Here is a 14,973-nt window from a genome sequence, read left to right on the forward strand (position 1 = left end):
TTGCGCAAAGCTTAGGCAGGGACTAGCATGATTTGAAATTATCATTTCTTTTTACTTTGATAACATATTGTTTTCATATGCTGAACCCCACTTGGCTCAAGACCTTTCGCACCCTGGTCGACGTCGGCCACTTCACCCGCACGGCCGAAAGACTGCACATGACCCAGCCCGGCGTCAGCCAGCACATCCGCAAGCTGGAGCAGGCCTGTGGTCACCTGTTGCTGTGCCGTGATGGCAAGGGGTTCGAACTCAGTGAACAGGGCCGCTCGGTGTACCGTTACGCGCTGGAACTCGAGGCGCGCGAGGCGCGCTTGCTGGCCGACCTGGGCGCCGATGCTCCCTTCAGTGGCGTGTGCCGGATCGCCTGCTCCGGCGCCATGGCCATGAAACTCTATCCGCCGCTGCTGGCGTTGCAGAACCGCCATCCCGGCCTGGTCTCGGAACTGGAGGCGGCGCCCGCCCAGCGTGTGTTGCAACAGGTCCGCGACGGCGACATCGACCTTGGCATCGTGACCCGGATGCCGACCCCGGCACTGTTCGAACAGGAGCCGCTGGGGTTCGAATCGCTGTCGCTGGTACTGCCCCGCCAGACCGGCCGCGACCAAACTCTGGCCGAGCGTCTCAAGGCATTGGGCCTGATCCATCACCCGGATGCGCTGGAGTACCTCGAGCTCTACTGTGTCCATTGCGGCGAGGCCGAGCTGGAAAGGCTGGATATTGCCGCTCTGCCCCGCGCAGGCTATATCAATCAACTGCACCAGATTCTGCAGCCGGTGGCGCACGGCATCGGCTTTACTGTGCTACCCCAGTCGACCGTCGACCAGTTTGCCGCCCCCGAGGCACTGCAGATACATACGCCCCGCCAGCCGGTTCAGGAGCCTTTGTATCTGATTCACAAGCGCAACCGTCAGTTGCCGGCACGTTTTGATACCCTGCGCGAGACCCTCAGGCGCAGTCTCGCGCCCTCTTCTTCCGACCTATCAGGAGCTCCGCGATGAACACGACCGCCCCTGTCATTGACATGATCTGTAACACCCTGGCACTGGTCCGCCGGCACCGGCCGCTGATTACCAACGTGACCAACCATGTCGTCATGAACAATACGGCCAACGCCCTGCTGGCACTGGGGGCGTCGCCGATCATGGCGCACAGCCGCCAGGAAATGGATGAACTGATACAGATCAGTGGTGCTCTGGTGGTCAATATCGGCACCCTCGACAGTCACTGGATTGAACGGATGCACGAGGCGGTCGCCTGCGCCAACCGATACCACAAGCCGGTCGTACTTGATCCGGTGGGGGCCGGTGCCAGCACTCTCAGGACGGATACGGCCGCTGCACTGGCGCGTTCGACCGACCAGCTGATTGTGCGTGGCAACGCTTCGGAAGTACTGGCCCTGGCGGGTCAGCTGTCACGCAGCAAGGGCGTGGATGCGCAGGATAACAGCGAGCAAGCCCTGCAGGCGGCGGATACGCTGTTGGCCCGAGGTGCACGTGGCGTCCTGATTTCGGGCGCCCGCGATTATAGCGTGACCGCTCAGCAGACGCGGATGCTTGAAAACGGCCACCCGCTGATGCCTCGAGTAACCGGCATGGGCTGCACCCTCAGCGCGCTGACTGGCGCCTTTGCCGCCATGGGCGACCTGTCCGGAACCAGCGCGGCGGCGGTGCTTGGTGTTGCCGGTGAGCTGGCCGCCCTGCACTCCGCGGGGCCGGGCAGCCTGCAGGTCAACCTGCTCGATACCCTCTACGGCCTCGATGAGCCCACATTGCGCCGGCATCTGCGCGTGACCTGCGTCGATCGGCACTGACACCGGCAGGGGTAAAAGGCATCCATGTGCGGCTCACAGCGCTACGTCCGCGCTGGGCCATGTTGCCTGGCAGTGATGGAACGGTACGCCATCTTCCTGAGCATCGTAGCGTGTAGAAGCCTTCGGCTCGAAGGTTTCCTTTAATCGCCTATTGAGTGACAACCGGGCGTCAATATGTCAGGACACGATTTTTCAGCGCTTAAACCTCATGTTTCAATCCATCATAAATGGATTAAACCTCTGAGGTTCTTTTAGGCTCGCATTTAATGGGGGCATATGAAAGCGCCCGTACATTCGCGTCAATACCCGCCAGGATCAGCGGCTGCTGACAGCCCACCGTGCAGGACCCCTTATCCCCCGCCATACTCGGATGAGCGGCCCGGCATTATTCGGTAGAATGATATTCGCAAGTTGCTACCCGGCAGTCCATACAGGCGGCCCGAGCGCCGTAAACGGTAACGCATGATCCCCAATCAGCTCCATGTATTCATTGCCGTCGTCAAGAACGGTAATTTCTCTGCCGCGGCACGCCAGCTCGGGGTCTCCTCGGCGGCCGTCAGCAAGGCCATTGCTCAACTCGAAAAAACCCTGGCACTGCGGCTGTTTCATCGCACCACGCACTCCCTGACCCTGACAGAAGACGGCGACGAACTCTATGCCCGTACCGGGCACCTGGTGGAACAGTTGGAAGATCAGATTCGGCTCAGCACGGACAAGCAGAAGACGCCCCACGGCCGGGTGCGGGTCAACCTGCCCGACAGCTTCGGGCGCATGGTGGTGCTGCCGCTGATCCCGTCCTTTCTGGAAAAATATCCGGAGGTGGAGCTGGATCTCAAGTTTGACGACCGTATTGGCGATCTGGTCAAGGAAGGCGCTGACGTCGGCATCGGCGTCATGCTGAACCCGGACAGCCGATTGATCGCGCGCGAGTTTTACAAGGTACAGCCCGTACTGGTGGCCAGCCGCCGCTATATCGAACGCCACGGCGAGCCCGCTACTCCGGCCGATCTGGCCCGACACAACTGCATCGCCTACCGCTCTTCCACCACCGGGCGTAAGAAAGCCTGGAACCTGCGCGTGAACGGCGAGCTGATCCCGGTCGAGCCACAGGGCAACCTGGTGGTCAACAACCTGTCGGCCGCCATGAAGGCCGTTGAAATGGACATGGGGATCGCCTCTGTCGGCATCGGCTACGCCAGACCCTGCCTGGAACAGGGCAGGCTACGCCGCGTACTGCGTGACTTTGAAGCAGCCCCCATTCAGATCATGATCTACTACTCGTCACGCCACTACCTGCCCGCCAAGACACGCCTGTTCATCGATCACATGCTGGAGCACGTGCAGGACGAAGGGGCGATCGACCTGGAAGACATGATTCACGAGCTCTGATCAGTCGGCATAGGGTACCGCCTGAGTGGCACCATCGGTCTGCGACCAGTCCATGAACGGCAGCAGACGTGCCATGTTACGCGCATCATCAATACCACGGTGCAGCTGCCCTTCAAACTCAAGGTGATGATACTGCAGCGCCCAGGACAGCCCATTGCGCTTGCGCTGCCCGGTGGTACGCTTCCAGAGTGTTTTCAGGTTGAGATGCGGCAGCGCCAGTACATCGGGACTCACCCCCTCACGCCTGGACTGCGCCACCAGATGACGACGATCATAATTGCCCCAGCTGGCCCAGCAGTCCACGGGCGGCAGCGTGCTCAACCAGCTATTCAACTCCCCCATGGCCGCGACATAAACCGGCGCCCGATCTACCATGCTCTGGGTGATCGTGGTCAGCTGCTGACAGAAAGCCGATAGCACGGGATGATGCTGGGGTCGCACCATGAACGACCGCTCGGCCAGAACCTGCCCCTTGCTCGATGCCAGGACACATCCCAGCTCGATGATCTCCATTTCCTCAACCGTCTGCTGCCGACCTTACGGGGTCTTCATGCCTTCCCAACAGGTCGCTTCCAGATCAATGATCAACAGGGTGTGTTCCATGACGGCTCTCCAGCATTGCTCCGGCATCGGTACGATACGATGCCCCCTTGGCAAGGGCAGGCAGAGCAGCAACAGGGTCAGGCGCGATATACGCAGCACGCATGCTCGCGAGTCACGGCGTGGAACGGAAACAGGGCCTGGATCGGAAGGTGTACAGCCATTTTCAGGAGCCTGAAATGGAGGCGGCCCCGCCAGCCACATCCCGGCACACGAATCCACCGCTGTGGCTGCTCCCTTCCGGGCCTGACCAGGTTCACGGTTTATCGTTGCGAGAGGACCAACGGGGCCACCATAGTGTGGGCGTTGCGCCCTGTCTCATCAAGACAGGCGCGCAGTATAAGCATAGCGTTTGAGAAATGCAAACCAACTCAAGGCATTGCGACCCGAATGGCCAGCCCGATCAGCACTACGCCGGTCAATTGCTCGACACGCTTGAGGTGACGCCGCAACCAGGCCAGCAGGGCAGGCTGTGAAAACAGCAGCGCCACCAGCGTGTACCAGGCGCCGTCCACCAACATGGCAGTCAGCACCAGTATCAACTGCTCGGTGAGCGACTGGTTGGCGGTCACAAACTGCGAAAAAAGAGCCGCGAAGAACACCGCCAGCTTGGGGTTCAGCAGCGAAATCAGCGCCCCCGACCGGGCCGCCTGCCAACGGCTTTCTCGCGCGCCATGCCCGGCCTCAATCTCCGGCGTCGCAGCAAAGCGCAGCGCATTGATGCCCAGCCAGACCAGATAACCGGCCCCCAGCCAGGTAATCAGTTGATACAGCGGCTGGTACTCGTTCACCAGCATCCCCAGCCCCAGCACGGTCATGGCGGCCCAGAGTCCGACGCCGAACGCATGCGCACAGCCGGCCAGAATGCCATGACCGCGCCCGTTACTCACGGTCTGGCGCAGCACGACTGCCAGACTGGGGCCGGGGGACATGGCGCCCAGCACACAAATCAACAACAGTGATAACCAGATCATCAATGACATTTCATCTCCTTTCAGTCGGTAACGCGCTAGCAGCTATCGGTCGGTTCTGCCGCATTATGCTATAGTCTCGCACCGAAATCCGTCACACTCTGTAACGCACGCAGACCAGTATTCGAGGAAACACGATGGCAGGCTCTCTGCAGGACCAGCTGCTCAAAGCTGGCGTGGCCAACAAAAAACAGGCCAAACAGGCCAACGAACACAAGCGCAAGAAGGCCAAACAGAAAAAGGCCGGCAAGGCCGTTGATGACCAACAGCAACAGCAGGCAGCCCTGGAAACGGCCCGCCAGGAAAAAGCGGCCCGTGACCGTGAGCTCAACCTCAAGCGTCAGCAGGAACAGGCCCAGAAGGCGGCGCTGGCCGAGGTACGCCAGCTGATCGAAGCACATCGCCTGCCCCTGCCGAAAGAGGCCGAAACGCGCTACAACTTTGCCCATGGCCGCAAGATCCATCACTTGTACCTGAACCAGAAATTGATTGATCAGCTGGCCCGCGGGCAGCTGCGCATTGCATTTCTGGATGAGACCTATCACCTGGTGCCCGCCGACATTGTCGAGCGTGTCGAGCAGCGCCAGGCCGACGCCATTCTGCCCCGCCCCGTAGACGACACGCCGGCTGAAGACGACCCCTATGCCGATTACGCCATCCCCGACGACCTGATATGGTAATGCACAAAGGCCTGACGCCGATCAGGCCTTTGCACTGTCATCATTCAGCTACGGCTGATAGGCTCAGAGCCTCTTTCATCTTTAGCCCCCGGGATTGGCGGTATGAGCACACTCTGCATCAGTGAACTCAATATTCTTCTGGTCGAACCCTCTGCACTGCAGCGCAAGATCATTACCCAGCAGTTGCAGGACGAACACGTCATCGCCATCGATACGGCGACGTCACTGCATGAAGCCCTGGAATCCATGCTGCGCGTTCAACCTGATCTGGTCATCAGCGCCCTTCACTTTGATGATGGCAGCGCCACCGAGCTACTCGGTGCCATGCGACGTCTGCCGGCCCTGGCGGACATTCCCTTCATGTTGATCTCCAGCGAGACCCGCAAGTCACAGCTGGAAATTTTCAAGCAGTCCGGCACCATTGCCATCCTGCCCAAGCCGTTTACGCGCCACCACCTGGGGGCCGCACTTAACGCTACGCTGGATGTGCTGGATACTGACCCGGTGGAACTGGAGCATTACGCTATCGAAAGCCTTCGCGTACTGGTGGTGGACGACAGCCGCATGGCGCGCAAACTGATCAGCCGCGTGCTGACCAACCTGGGCATCGAGCACCTGTTTGAAGCGGAAGACGGCCGTGCCGCCATCGAACTGCTGGGGCGTGAAACGGTGGACCTGGTGGTAACCGACTACAATATGCCCGAAGTCAACGGTCTGGAGTTGACCGAGTACATTCGTCACTCCGAGTTTTACGCTCACCTGCCGGTGCTGATGGTGACGTCTGAAGCCAACGAAGCGCACCTGAGCCAGGTCGCGCACGCCGGGGTCAACGCCATGACCGACAAGCCGTTCGAACCGGAAAATGTCAAACGCCTGCTGGTGCAGATGCTGGATCAGTCGTAACGACGCGGCACGCGCGGCGTCAGCCCTGACAGCAGCGTGTAGGGTATGGTGTCACTCCAGCGGGCAACTTCCGCGACGGGGAGCTGACGCCCCCAGAGCTCGACCGAGCTGCCGACACCTGCATGGGGCAGATCCGTCAGATCCACCGTAATCATATCCATGGAAACGCGCCCGGCCAGTTGCGCACGCTGCCCCGCCACCACGACAGGGGTGCCGTTGCGGGCATGGCGAGGGTAGCCGTCAGCATAACCCATCGCCACCGTGCCGATGCGACGCGGTCGATCGCAGCGGAAGGTGGCACCATATCCCACGGTTTCACAGGCCGGCACCTCCCGCACGGCGATCACCTCTGAACTCAGAGTCATCGCGGCCTGCAGCTGGTCCGCAATCGGGTTGGGCTGCTCAAACGGCGTGGCGCCGTAGAGCATGATACCCGGACGCAACCATTGCCGGTGTGCCCGGGGCCAGGCCATGACCGCAGCCGAGTTGGACAGGCTGGCCGCCAGCCCCAGCGTACCGGCCGCCTGATCGAAACAAGCCAGCTGATCCAGCGTCATGGTCTTGTCCGGCTCATCCGAGCAGGCAAAGTGCGTCATCAGCACCACATCGGCCACCGCGTTACAGGCCTGCAGGCGCGCCACGCTGGTTGCAACCTCCTGCGGCTGAACGCCGAGCCGGTGCATGCCGGTGTCGATCTTCAGCCATACCGGCACGGGTGTCGCAAGCTGCGCCTGCTCCAAAGCTTCAAGCTGATGCAGGGAATGTACCGCCGGCCAGAACCCTTCACGGGCGATGATCGGCAGCTCATCGGCATCGAAGAAGCCTTCCAGCAGTACGATGGGCGCCCCGAGACCGGCTGCGCGCAGCGCCATGGCCTCCTCGATGCAGGCGACCCCGAACGCATCCGCCTCGGCGGCCAGCGCCTGTGCCACCGGCACGGCCCCATGCCCATAGGCATCCGCCTTGACGATCGCCACGGCATGGGCGCCTGGTGCCTGAGCGCGCGCCAGGCGATAGTTGTGCACAACCGCATCAAGGTGGATCTGTGCGCAGACCTTACGACTCATGAGTGCTCAATGACCTCTCTGCTCAGCCCTTGAGAACCATGACGGCGTCCACTTCGATATCGGCCGCCTTGGGCAGCGCCTTGACCGCAAAGGCCGCACGCGCAGGATAGGGCTCGCTGAAGTAGCGAGCCATCACTTCGTTGACCTGTGCAAAATGGCCCATGTCGGACAGCAGAATGGTCAGCTTGACGCACTCGGCCAGGGAGCCACCCGCCTCTTCGGCAATCGCCTTGAGGTTCTCGAATACGCGCACCGCCTGAGCTTCAAATGATTCAGTGACCATTTCCATGCTGGCCGGGTCCAGCGGGATCTGACCGGAGATATACACGGTGTTGCCGGTCTTGACCGCCTGAGAATAGGTACCGATGGCGGCCGGAGCCTGGCGGGTGTTGATGATGCTGCGGTTGGACATGCGGAGTTTCCTGTTGTTGATGTTATGGGTGACGGCAAACTATGGCGCAGTGCCGGCCGCTTGCCAAGAGAACGCTTTGTTGCTCAGCGACTATAACGGTTTATCGACAGCCCTTCAGTATCAATGGCCGGTGTCCGGCCATCGATGATATCGCTGATATAGCGGGCCGACCCCAGCGACAGGGTCCAGCCAAGGGTGCCGTGGCCGGTGTTGAGGTATAGCCCGGGGTATGCGGTCGCACCGAGTATCGGCGTACCATCGGGCGTCATTGGGCGCAGGCCAGTCCAGAGCTCGGCGGCACCGGCATCCCCGCTGCCGGGGAACAGGTCCTTGACCACGTGCTCGACATTGATGCGGCGACTGTCCGGCGTCGACAGGTCGAAGCCGTTCAGCTCGGCCGTTCCGCCTACGCGGATACGATCCCCAAGCCGGCTGACCGCCACCTTGTAGGTTTCATCCATCACCGTGGACTCGGGCGCGCACGCAGGATCAGTGATCGGAATGGTCAGCGAGTAGCCCTTCACGGGGTAGATCGGCGCCTTGATCCCCAGTGGCGCCAGCAGTGTCGGGCTGTAGCTGCCCAGCGCCACCAGGCAGGCGTCGCCCTTGAGCACGCCTGCCGAGGTGGCCACGCCACTGACCCGCCCCGCTTCAGCCAGTAGCCGGTCGATCTCCGTGCCGAATCGAAACTCCACCCCCAGTGCCTCGCAACGCCGTGCCAACGCACGGGTAAACAGATAGCAGTCCCCGGTTTCGTCTCCCAGCAGTCGCAGACCGCCGACCAGCTTGTCACTGACGCGCGCCAGCGCCGGCTCATGTGCCGCCACGCCCGCCATATCCAGCAGTTCGTACGCCACACCACAACGATCCAGGATACGCATATCCGCAGCAGCCGCTTCCAGCTGCTGCTGCGACCTGAACAGCTGGATCAGTCCCTGGGCACGGTGGTCGTACTCAATCCCGATTTCGTTGCGCAGCTCGATCAAACAGTCGCGGCTGTACTCCGCAATGCGCAGCATGCGCAACTTGTTGCGGGTATAGGCGCGGTGGTTGCAGTTGGCCAGCATCCGGGCCAGCCAGCCCAGGGTATTCAGATCCGGGCGAGGCGAAATGCGCAGGGGCGCCAGATCCTGCATCAGCCACTTGATCGCTTTGAGCGGCACACCTGGAGCCGCCCAGGGCGCCGAGTATCCGGGGGAAATCTGGCCCGCGTTGGCATGACTGGTTTCCAGTGCCGGGCCGGGCTGGCGTTCGACGACCACCACCTCGTGCCCGGCCTGCGCCAGGTACCAGGCCGATGTCACGCCGATGACACCGCTGCCGAGAATCAGAATACGCATACTGACACCTCAAAAGTAACAAAAGATGTCGCTATTTTTGTTTATTTTACGTGAGATTTTTTTGGTTTTTTAACGATCAAAGTAGATGATTTGACTGAATATATGCGCAAGACAGGATATTACTCTGAAGACCTTCGTACCGACCCTCAATAGCAATACGCGAATCTGGAGTGGATATCGACGAGCACGCGATTCGTGCACACGGACGGACGCACGGACACAAGCGGCATAATGGATAAAGGGGGGAGGGAGAGGTGGCCCTATTAAGCTATATCAGATGGCCCCCACCTTACTGACATAGCCGTTCAGGCCATAGAAACGAAATCATTTGATTCCGATATTTCCGAATATAGGGTGCCAAAAACGGAAAATCAAGAAAAAATTCAGCGCGAGAGGATTTTTTCTACATGCAAGCGCAACTGGTCAAAGGGGATCGGCTTGGGCAGCACATTCACCCCCGCATGCACGTTGCGAACACGCGACTTGACCTGACCCAGATTGAGCGCCGTCACGACAACCAGCTCCATACGTTCCATCACCCCCTGGCGCGCCAGGGCATCGATGATGCTGAAGCCGTCCATATTAGGCAGATTGATATCGAGCACCAGCAGATCGGGCTCGAAGGCGCCCAGTTCCAGCAGCCCCTGATACCCGTCGGTGGACTGTTTCAGCTCGATCGGCAAGCCCCAGCTGCGCAGCGTCATCGCATACAGCCGCTGCAACCGCGCATCGTCCTCAATCACATGAACACGGGCCTGGTCACGCTGACCGACACGGCCACGGAGCTCGGGTACACCGACACCCTCGCGGATCTCTTCCGCCAGGCGGTGTACGGCCTCAAGGCTGAAGCGACGGTGTCCGCCGGGCGTTTTCCAGCTTTGCAGGATGCCGTCATCAGCCCACAGCTGTACGGTGCGTGGCGTCACGCCCAAAAGCTCGGCGGCCTTGCGACTGGTACACAGATCCTGATTTGACACCTGAAACATCCGATTCATACACAATGGTGGTCATGTTAATCCTTAATACCGCTTTTGCAAAAGCAAAATCCACTACCCTTAAGGCGCAAACCAGAGAATTAATCGAAAATGAATGATAAGATATGTTATAAGATAACAAGCATGGTGATTCACCCCAATGACAACCCCTACAACCACGTTGCCCGATGTCGCTCTGAACACCCGCGCCAGCCACACACTGACGCTGGACTGGGTGGGCATGAGCGGCATTGGCCTGCCACTGCAACTGAATACCGACACCCCCTTCATTCTGCCCGCCAAGGCCGATATCCATGTGGATATTCATGCGTCGGAGCACCGCGGCATTCACATGTCGCGGCTGTACCTGGCCCTGCAGGAACAACTGCAGGGCCAGCCATTGACCGGTGCCGGCATTACGGCACTGCTGGACACCGCCCTGGCACGCCATGCCGGCATCAGTCAGCATGCCGGCATACGGCTTCAATTTGATCTGCCCGTGCAGCGAGACGCCCTGACAAGCACCCACCGGGGCTGGAAACACTACCCCGCTCAGGTACACGGCCGACTGGGACCGGAAGGCTTCTGCCTTGAGTGCCGGGTCACCCTGCCCTACTCCTCGACCTGCCCCTGTTCCGCCGCGCTGTCTCGCCAGTTGATCGAGCAGGCGTTCAGCCGTGACTTCGGCGGTGCTGATGCGATCCCCACCGAACAGGTCAGTCGTTGGCTGCAGGAACATGCCAGCCTGGCGACACCGCACAGCCAGCGCAGCAGTGCCCACCTGAAGGTTCAGCTATCGAATGATTTCACTGGCGAACTGCCTTTCCTGCGGCTGATCGACGAGGCCGAAACAGCCCTGCAAACGGCTGTACAGACCGCCGTCAAACGCGAGGACGAGCAGGCCTTTGCAGCCCTGAACGGCGAAAACCAGATGTTCTGTGAGGATGCCGCACGGCGCCTTAAACAGGCACTGCTGGACAACCCGCTGTGGCAGGACTTTCATGTTCGCGTCGAGCATCATGAAAGCCTGCACCCACACGATGCCATTGCCGTGTGCGTCAAGGGCGTCCCCGGCGGCTATTCCGCCAACCTGTTCGGCTGACGTGCAGGGTATCGGCTGCGGTATACTGTGCCCTTGAGCAACGAGGAGTAACAGATGCAGCGCTTGGATACCCTTCTGGTCGAACGCGGTTTGGCCGATACGCGCACCCGTGCGCAACGCCTGATCAAGGACGGGCGCGTCCAAGCCCGGCTGGGCGGCTGGAAGGTTCAGTATAAGCCTGGCCTCAAGCTGGCCGAGGACACCCCCCTACAGGTGGAAACGCGCGAGGAAGACCGCTTCGTGTCACGTGGCGCCCTCAAGCTGCAACACATTCTGCAGGCCCTGCAGCTGCAGCCGGCAGGCCTGCATGCCATTGATGTGGGCCAGTCCACCGGCGGCTTTACCGACTGTCTGCTGCAGGCCGATATCAGCGCCGTGGTCGGCATTGAAGTCGGTCATGATCAGTTGCACCCCCGCCTGCGCCACGACCCGCGCGTGACCTGCCTGGAGGGCTATAACGCCCGCGAACTCAGCCCCAAACTGTGCGAGCACACACCGGATGCCCGTGGCTTCGATCTGGCGGTCATGGATGTTTCGTTCATTTCACAGCGCCTGATTCTGCCGTCGCTGGCCCCTCTGATCCGTCCCGGCGGCTGGCTGCTGACACTGGTTAAACCGCAGTTCGAGGTTGGCCCCGGGCATATCGGCAAGGGCGGCATCGTGCGCGATGCGTCATTGTATGCTGAGGTGCGCAACAGCATCGAAGCCTGCTGCCTGGCTCAGGGGCTGCAGCCGCTGTACTGGGACGAAAGCCCGATCAAGGGCGGTGACGGCAACCGCGAGTTCCTGCTCGGTGCGCGCCAGCCCTGAACCGAATCCGCTTGCGCCGCCCTGTCGGCTGCCGCACACTGGGGCAGTATCTGTTGAAGAGGACTGAGCATGCGCATCGAAGATATGCATCTGGTCATCCGCAATCTCGAGCATGATGACTACCCCAAACTCCAGGCGCTGATGGACCGTGTCTACGACGACATTGGCGGCGCCTGGCCGGAACACACTATCAACACGCTGATCGACGATTTCCCGGAAGGTCAGATCTGCGTTTTTGATGGCGACGAACTGGCAGGCATTGCCCTGTCGGTGCAGGTGCGCCACGACCGCTTCAGCAACCCGCACTCCTATGACGATCTGATCGGCAAGCGCATGACCATCCTCAACGATCCCAAGGGGGATGCACTGTATGGACTGGATGTGCTGATACACCCGGATTACCGCGGCTTCCGCCTGGGTCGGCGCCTGTATGAAGCACGCAAGGAGTTGTGCCGCCAGTACAACCTGCGCTCCATTCTGGCCGGCGGCCGCATTCCCAATTATTACAAGCACGCCAGCGAAATGACTGCCAGCGAGTACATCGGCAAGGTGCGTCAGCGGGAAATCTATGACCCCATCCTGACCTTTCAGCTCTCCAACGACTTTCAGGTCAAGCGCCTGCTGGGCAGCTACCTGCCCGAGGATACCAAGTCCCAGGGCTACGCCACCCTGCTGGAGTGGGACAATATCCTGTTCGACCCGGCCAACGTCATCAGCAGTCGCCCGACCAAGGCGCGCATCGGCGCCATCCAGTGGCAGATGCGGCGAGTGGAGTCGGTGGAAGAGCTGTTGCAGCAGGTGGAATACTTCGTCGATACCCTGTCCGACTATCAGAGCGACTTTGCCCTGTTCCCGGAGTTTTTCAACGCCCCGCTGATGGGCCTGACCGATCAGACCAACCAGACCGAAGCCATTCGCTTCCTGGCCGGCTTTACCGAGCGCTTCCGCAACGAGATGTCCCACCTGGCGGTGAGCTACAACATTAATATCATCACCGGTTCCATGCCCTTGCAGGAAGGGGATATCCTGTACAACGTCAGCTACCTGTGCCGCCGCGACGGTACGGTGGAAGAGCAACGCAAGCTGCACATCACGCCACACGAGCGTCGCGACTGGGTTATCAAGGGCGGTGATCAACTGCGGGTGTTCGAGACCGATGCCGGCCGTGTCGGCATCCTGATCTGTTACGACGTGGAGTTCCCGGAGCTGGCGCGACTGCTGTCGGACCAGGACATGGATATTCTGTTCGTGCCCTTCTGGACCGATACCAAAAACGGCTATCTGCGCGTGCGCCACTGCGCCCAGGCACGCGCCATCGAAAACGAGTGCTATACGGTAATCTGTGGCAGCGTGGGCAACCTGCCGTCCGTCGAGAGCCTGGATGTGCAGTATGCCCAGTCAGCCGTCTTCTCGCCCTCGGATTTCGCGTTCCCCCATGATGCCGTGATGTCGGAGACTACTCCCAACACCGAGATGATCATGTTCTCGGATCTGGATCTGGATCAGATTCGTGTCATTCGCAACGAGGGCTCGGTGACTAACCTCAAGGACCGTCGACGCGATCTTTATCGGTTGCATTGGCGCCACGAAATGTGAGCCACGAGTGCCATAAGTGAAAACACCCGCCGGGCCAGAGGCCGGGCGGGCTCAAACAGGAAGGATGGAGCAGCGGAGATCAGTCAGCTTGGCGGCGTAGGAAAGCCGGGATATCCAGAAAATCCATGTCGTCCGTGCCCGTCTTCTTCACGCCGGTTGTTTCGGACAGCTTGTCGCCGGACTCGACCCCGCGCGCCTGCTCTTCGGCCTGTCGGTTACGCAGTACCGTAGGGCGCTCCAGCTGGTTGTAATCACTGCTGGAAACCGGCTTGCGCGCATTTGCCGCCGCAGACATGCCGCCGTTGACCACACGTGACTCTATCGCCTGAGCACGCGCCAGCCCCGTTGCAACGACCGTGACTTTCAATTCGTCCGTCAACTCAGGATCAATAACCGTACCCACAACCACCGTCGCATCCTCGTGTGCATAATCTTCGACCAGATCACCCACCTCGGAGAATTCGCCAAGACTCAGGTCCAAACCCGCGGTGATATTAACCAGCACACCGCTGGCGCCCTTGAGATCAATATCCTCCAGCAGCGGGCTGTTGATTGCTGCTTCCGCCGCCTCGCGGGCACGGTTTTCACCGCGCGCGATGCCAGTCCCCATCATCGCCATGCCCATTTCAGACATCACCGTGCGCACGTCGGCAAAGTCGACGTTGATCATGCCCGGGCGAATGATCAGATCGGCAATGCCCTGAACCGCACCCTTGAGCACATCATTGGCCGTACCGAAAGCCGTTACCAGCGATGTGTTCTTGCCCAGGACCGGCAACAGTTTCTCATTGGGGATGATGATCAGTGAATCCACGTGCTCCTGGAGTTCACGAATACCCTCTTCGGCCACCTTCTTGCGACGACGCCCTTCGAAAGGAAAGGGCTTGGTGACCACGGCCACGGTCAGAATGCCCATTTCACGAGCCACTTCCGCCACGATTGGCGCGGCACCTGTGCCCGTACCACCGCCCATGCCGGCGGTAATGAAAACCATATCAGCACCCGACAAAGCACTGGCAATGCGCTCTCGATCTTCAACCGCCGCCTGGCGACCGATTTCAGGGTTGGCACCGGCTCCCAAGCCCTTGGTCAGTTCGCCACCAATGTGCAGCGCGGTCTTGGCGACCATGTTATTCAGCGCCTGTGCATCCGTATTGGCACAAATGAACTCGACGCCTTCCAGTTCAGTGGTCACCATGTGATTGACGGCGTTGCCGCCACCGCCGCCAACACCTACCACTTTGATGACGGCGCTTTGAGGTACACTATCGACCAACTCAAACATGTTTGTTCCCTCCTGCAAGACCCCGCTCTAGACG

Annotated in this window: 16 protein-coding genes and 1 other RNA gene; 8 read left to right on the plus strand and 9 right to left on the minus strand. The window is 60.4% G+C overall.

From position 1 onward, the window contains the following. Positions 1-77 precede the first annotated feature (77 nt). The 3 genes from KTN04_RS06235 to KTN04_RS06245 all read left to right on the plus strand — a co-directional run bounded on the left by KTN04_RS06235 (position 78) and on the right by KTN04_RS06245 (position 3,199). Complete coding sequence (locus tag KTN04_RS06235; protein ID WP_217334360.1) at positions 78-998, plus strand: LysR family transcriptional regulator; 921 nt, start codon at positions 78-80, stop codon at positions 996-998. Beyond that, complete coding sequence (gene thiM / locus KTN04_RS06240; RefSeq protein ID WP_217334361.1) at positions 995-1,810, plus strand: hydroxyethylthiazole kinase; 816 nt, start codon at positions 995-997, stop codon at positions 1,808-1,810. Before KTN04_RS06235 ends, thiM begins: the two co-directional genes overlap by 4 nt. Positions 1,811-2,272: 462 nt before the next feature. Further along, a complete protein-coding gene (locus KTN04_RS06245; protein ID WP_217334362.1) occupies positions 2,273-3,199 on the plus strand; it encodes a LysR family transcriptional regulator in 927 nt (308 codons plus the stop codon). Here the strand turns inward: KTN04_RS06245 and KTN04_RS06250 are convergent, their stop codons facing one another. From KTN04_RS06250 to KTN04_RS06265, 4 genes are all read right to left on the minus strand, one after another. Then, the gene (locus tag KTN04_RS06250) at positions 3,200-3,712 is read right to left on the minus strand and encodes a 3'-5' exonuclease (protein WP_217334363.1); all 513 of its coding nucleotides are present in this window, start codon (positions 3,710-3,712) and stop codon (positions 3,200-3,202) included. A gap of 24 nt (positions 3,713-3,736) precedes the next feature. Continuing rightward, positions 3,737-3,901, minus strand: a complete 165-nt coding sequence (locus KTN04_RS06255; protein WP_217334364.1) for a hypothetical protein — start codon at positions 3,899-3,901, stop codon at positions 3,737-3,739. An 87-nt stretch (positions 3,902-3,988) separates the two neighbouring features. Beyond that, positions 3,989-4,085: signal recognition particle sRNA small type (ffs, locus tag KTN04_RS06260), an RNA gene on the minus strand. Between the two features lie 85 nt (positions 4,086-4,170). Then, on the minus strand, positions 4,171-4,782 hold the full coding sequence (locus KTN04_RS06265) for a LysE family translocator (protein WP_217334365.1): 612 nt from the start codon (positions 4,780-4,782) through the stop codon (positions 4,171-4,173). Between the two features lie 125 nt (positions 4,783-4,907). Here KTN04_RS06265 and KTN04_RS06270 point away from each other — a divergent pair, with 125 nt between their 5' ends. Next, positions 4,908-5,450, plus strand: a complete 543-nt coding sequence (locus KTN04_RS06270) for a DUF2058 domain-containing protein (protein ID WP_217334366.1) — start codon at positions 4,908-4,910, stop codon at positions 5,448-5,450. Positions 5,451-5,552: 102 nt separating this feature from the next. After that, positions 5,553-6,353 (plus strand): response regulator, encoded by an 801-nt coding sequence (locus KTN04_RS06275; RefSeq protein WP_217334367.1) that lies wholly within the window; start codon positions 5,553-5,555, stop codon positions 6,351-6,353. Here KTN04_RS06275 and alr read toward each other — a convergent pair. From alr to KTN04_RS06295, 4 genes are all read right to left on the minus strand, one after another. Further along, positions 6,344-7,420 carry an alanine racemase gene (gene alr, locus KTN04_RS06280; protein WP_217334368.1) on the minus strand — a complete coding sequence of 359 codons (1,077 nt, stop codon included), beginning with the start codon at positions 7,418-7,420 and terminating at the stop codon, positions 6,344-6,346. The two genes, KTN04_RS06275 and alr, sit on opposite strands and share 10 nt — an antisense overlap. Positions 7,421-7,442: 22 nt before the next feature. Continuing rightward, positions 7,443-7,832: a RidA family protein gene (locus KTN04_RS06285; protein WP_217334369.1), complete on the minus strand. Its 390-nt coding sequence runs from the start codon at positions 7,830-7,832 to the stop codon at positions 7,443-7,445. Between the two features lie 83 nt (positions 7,833-7,915). Continuing rightward, the gene (locus KTN04_RS06290) at positions 7,916-9,172 is read right to left on the minus strand and encodes a D-amino acid dehydrogenase (RefSeq protein ID WP_217334370.1); all 1,257 of its coding nucleotides are present in this window, start codon (positions 9,170-9,172) and stop codon (positions 7,916-7,918) included. A gap of 383 nt (positions 9,173-9,555) precedes the next feature. Continuing rightward, complete coding sequence (locus tag KTN04_RS06295) at positions 9,556-10,158, minus strand: response regulator (protein WP_217334371.1); 603 nt, start codon at positions 10,156-10,158, stop codon at positions 9,556-9,558. A gap of 148 nt (positions 10,159-10,306) precedes the next feature. On the opposite strand from KTN04_RS06295, the gene folE2 reads away from it, so the two are divergent. The 3 genes from folE2 to KTN04_RS06310 all read left to right on the plus strand — a co-directional run bounded on the left by folE2 (position 10,307) and on the right by KTN04_RS06310 (position 13,654). After that, entirely contained in the window at positions 10,307-11,248 is a 942-nt protein-coding gene (gene folE2, locus KTN04_RS06300) for a GTP cyclohydrolase FolE2 (protein WP_217334372.1), read from the plus strand. Positions 11,249-11,302: 54 nt separating this feature from the next. Continuing rightward, positions 11,303-12,058, plus strand: a complete 756-nt coding sequence (locus KTN04_RS06305) for a TlyA family RNA methyltransferase (RefSeq protein ID WP_217334373.1) — start codon at positions 11,303-11,305, stop codon at positions 12,056-12,058. A 69-nt stretch (positions 12,059-12,127) separates the two neighbouring features. Then, positions 12,128-13,654 carry a carbon-nitrogen hydrolase family protein gene (locus tag KTN04_RS06310; RefSeq protein WP_217334374.1) on the plus strand — a complete coding sequence of 509 codons (1,527 nt, stop codon included), beginning with the start codon at positions 12,128-12,130 and terminating at the stop codon, positions 13,652-13,654. Positions 13,655-13,733: 79 nt separating this feature from the next. On the opposite strand, the gene ftsZ is transcribed toward KTN04_RS06310, so the two are convergent. Then, positions 13,734-14,939, minus strand: a complete 1,206-nt coding sequence (gene ftsZ / locus KTN04_RS06315; RefSeq protein WP_217334375.1) for a cell division protein FtsZ — start codon at positions 14,937-14,939, stop codon at positions 13,734-13,736. Positions 14,940-14,973 lie beyond the last annotated feature (34 nt).

The organism is Marinobacterium weihaiense (assembly GCF_019061305.1).
Lineage (GTDB): Bacteria > Pseudomonadota > Gammaproteobacteria > Pseudomonadales > Balneatricaceae > Marinobacterium > Marinobacterium weihaiense.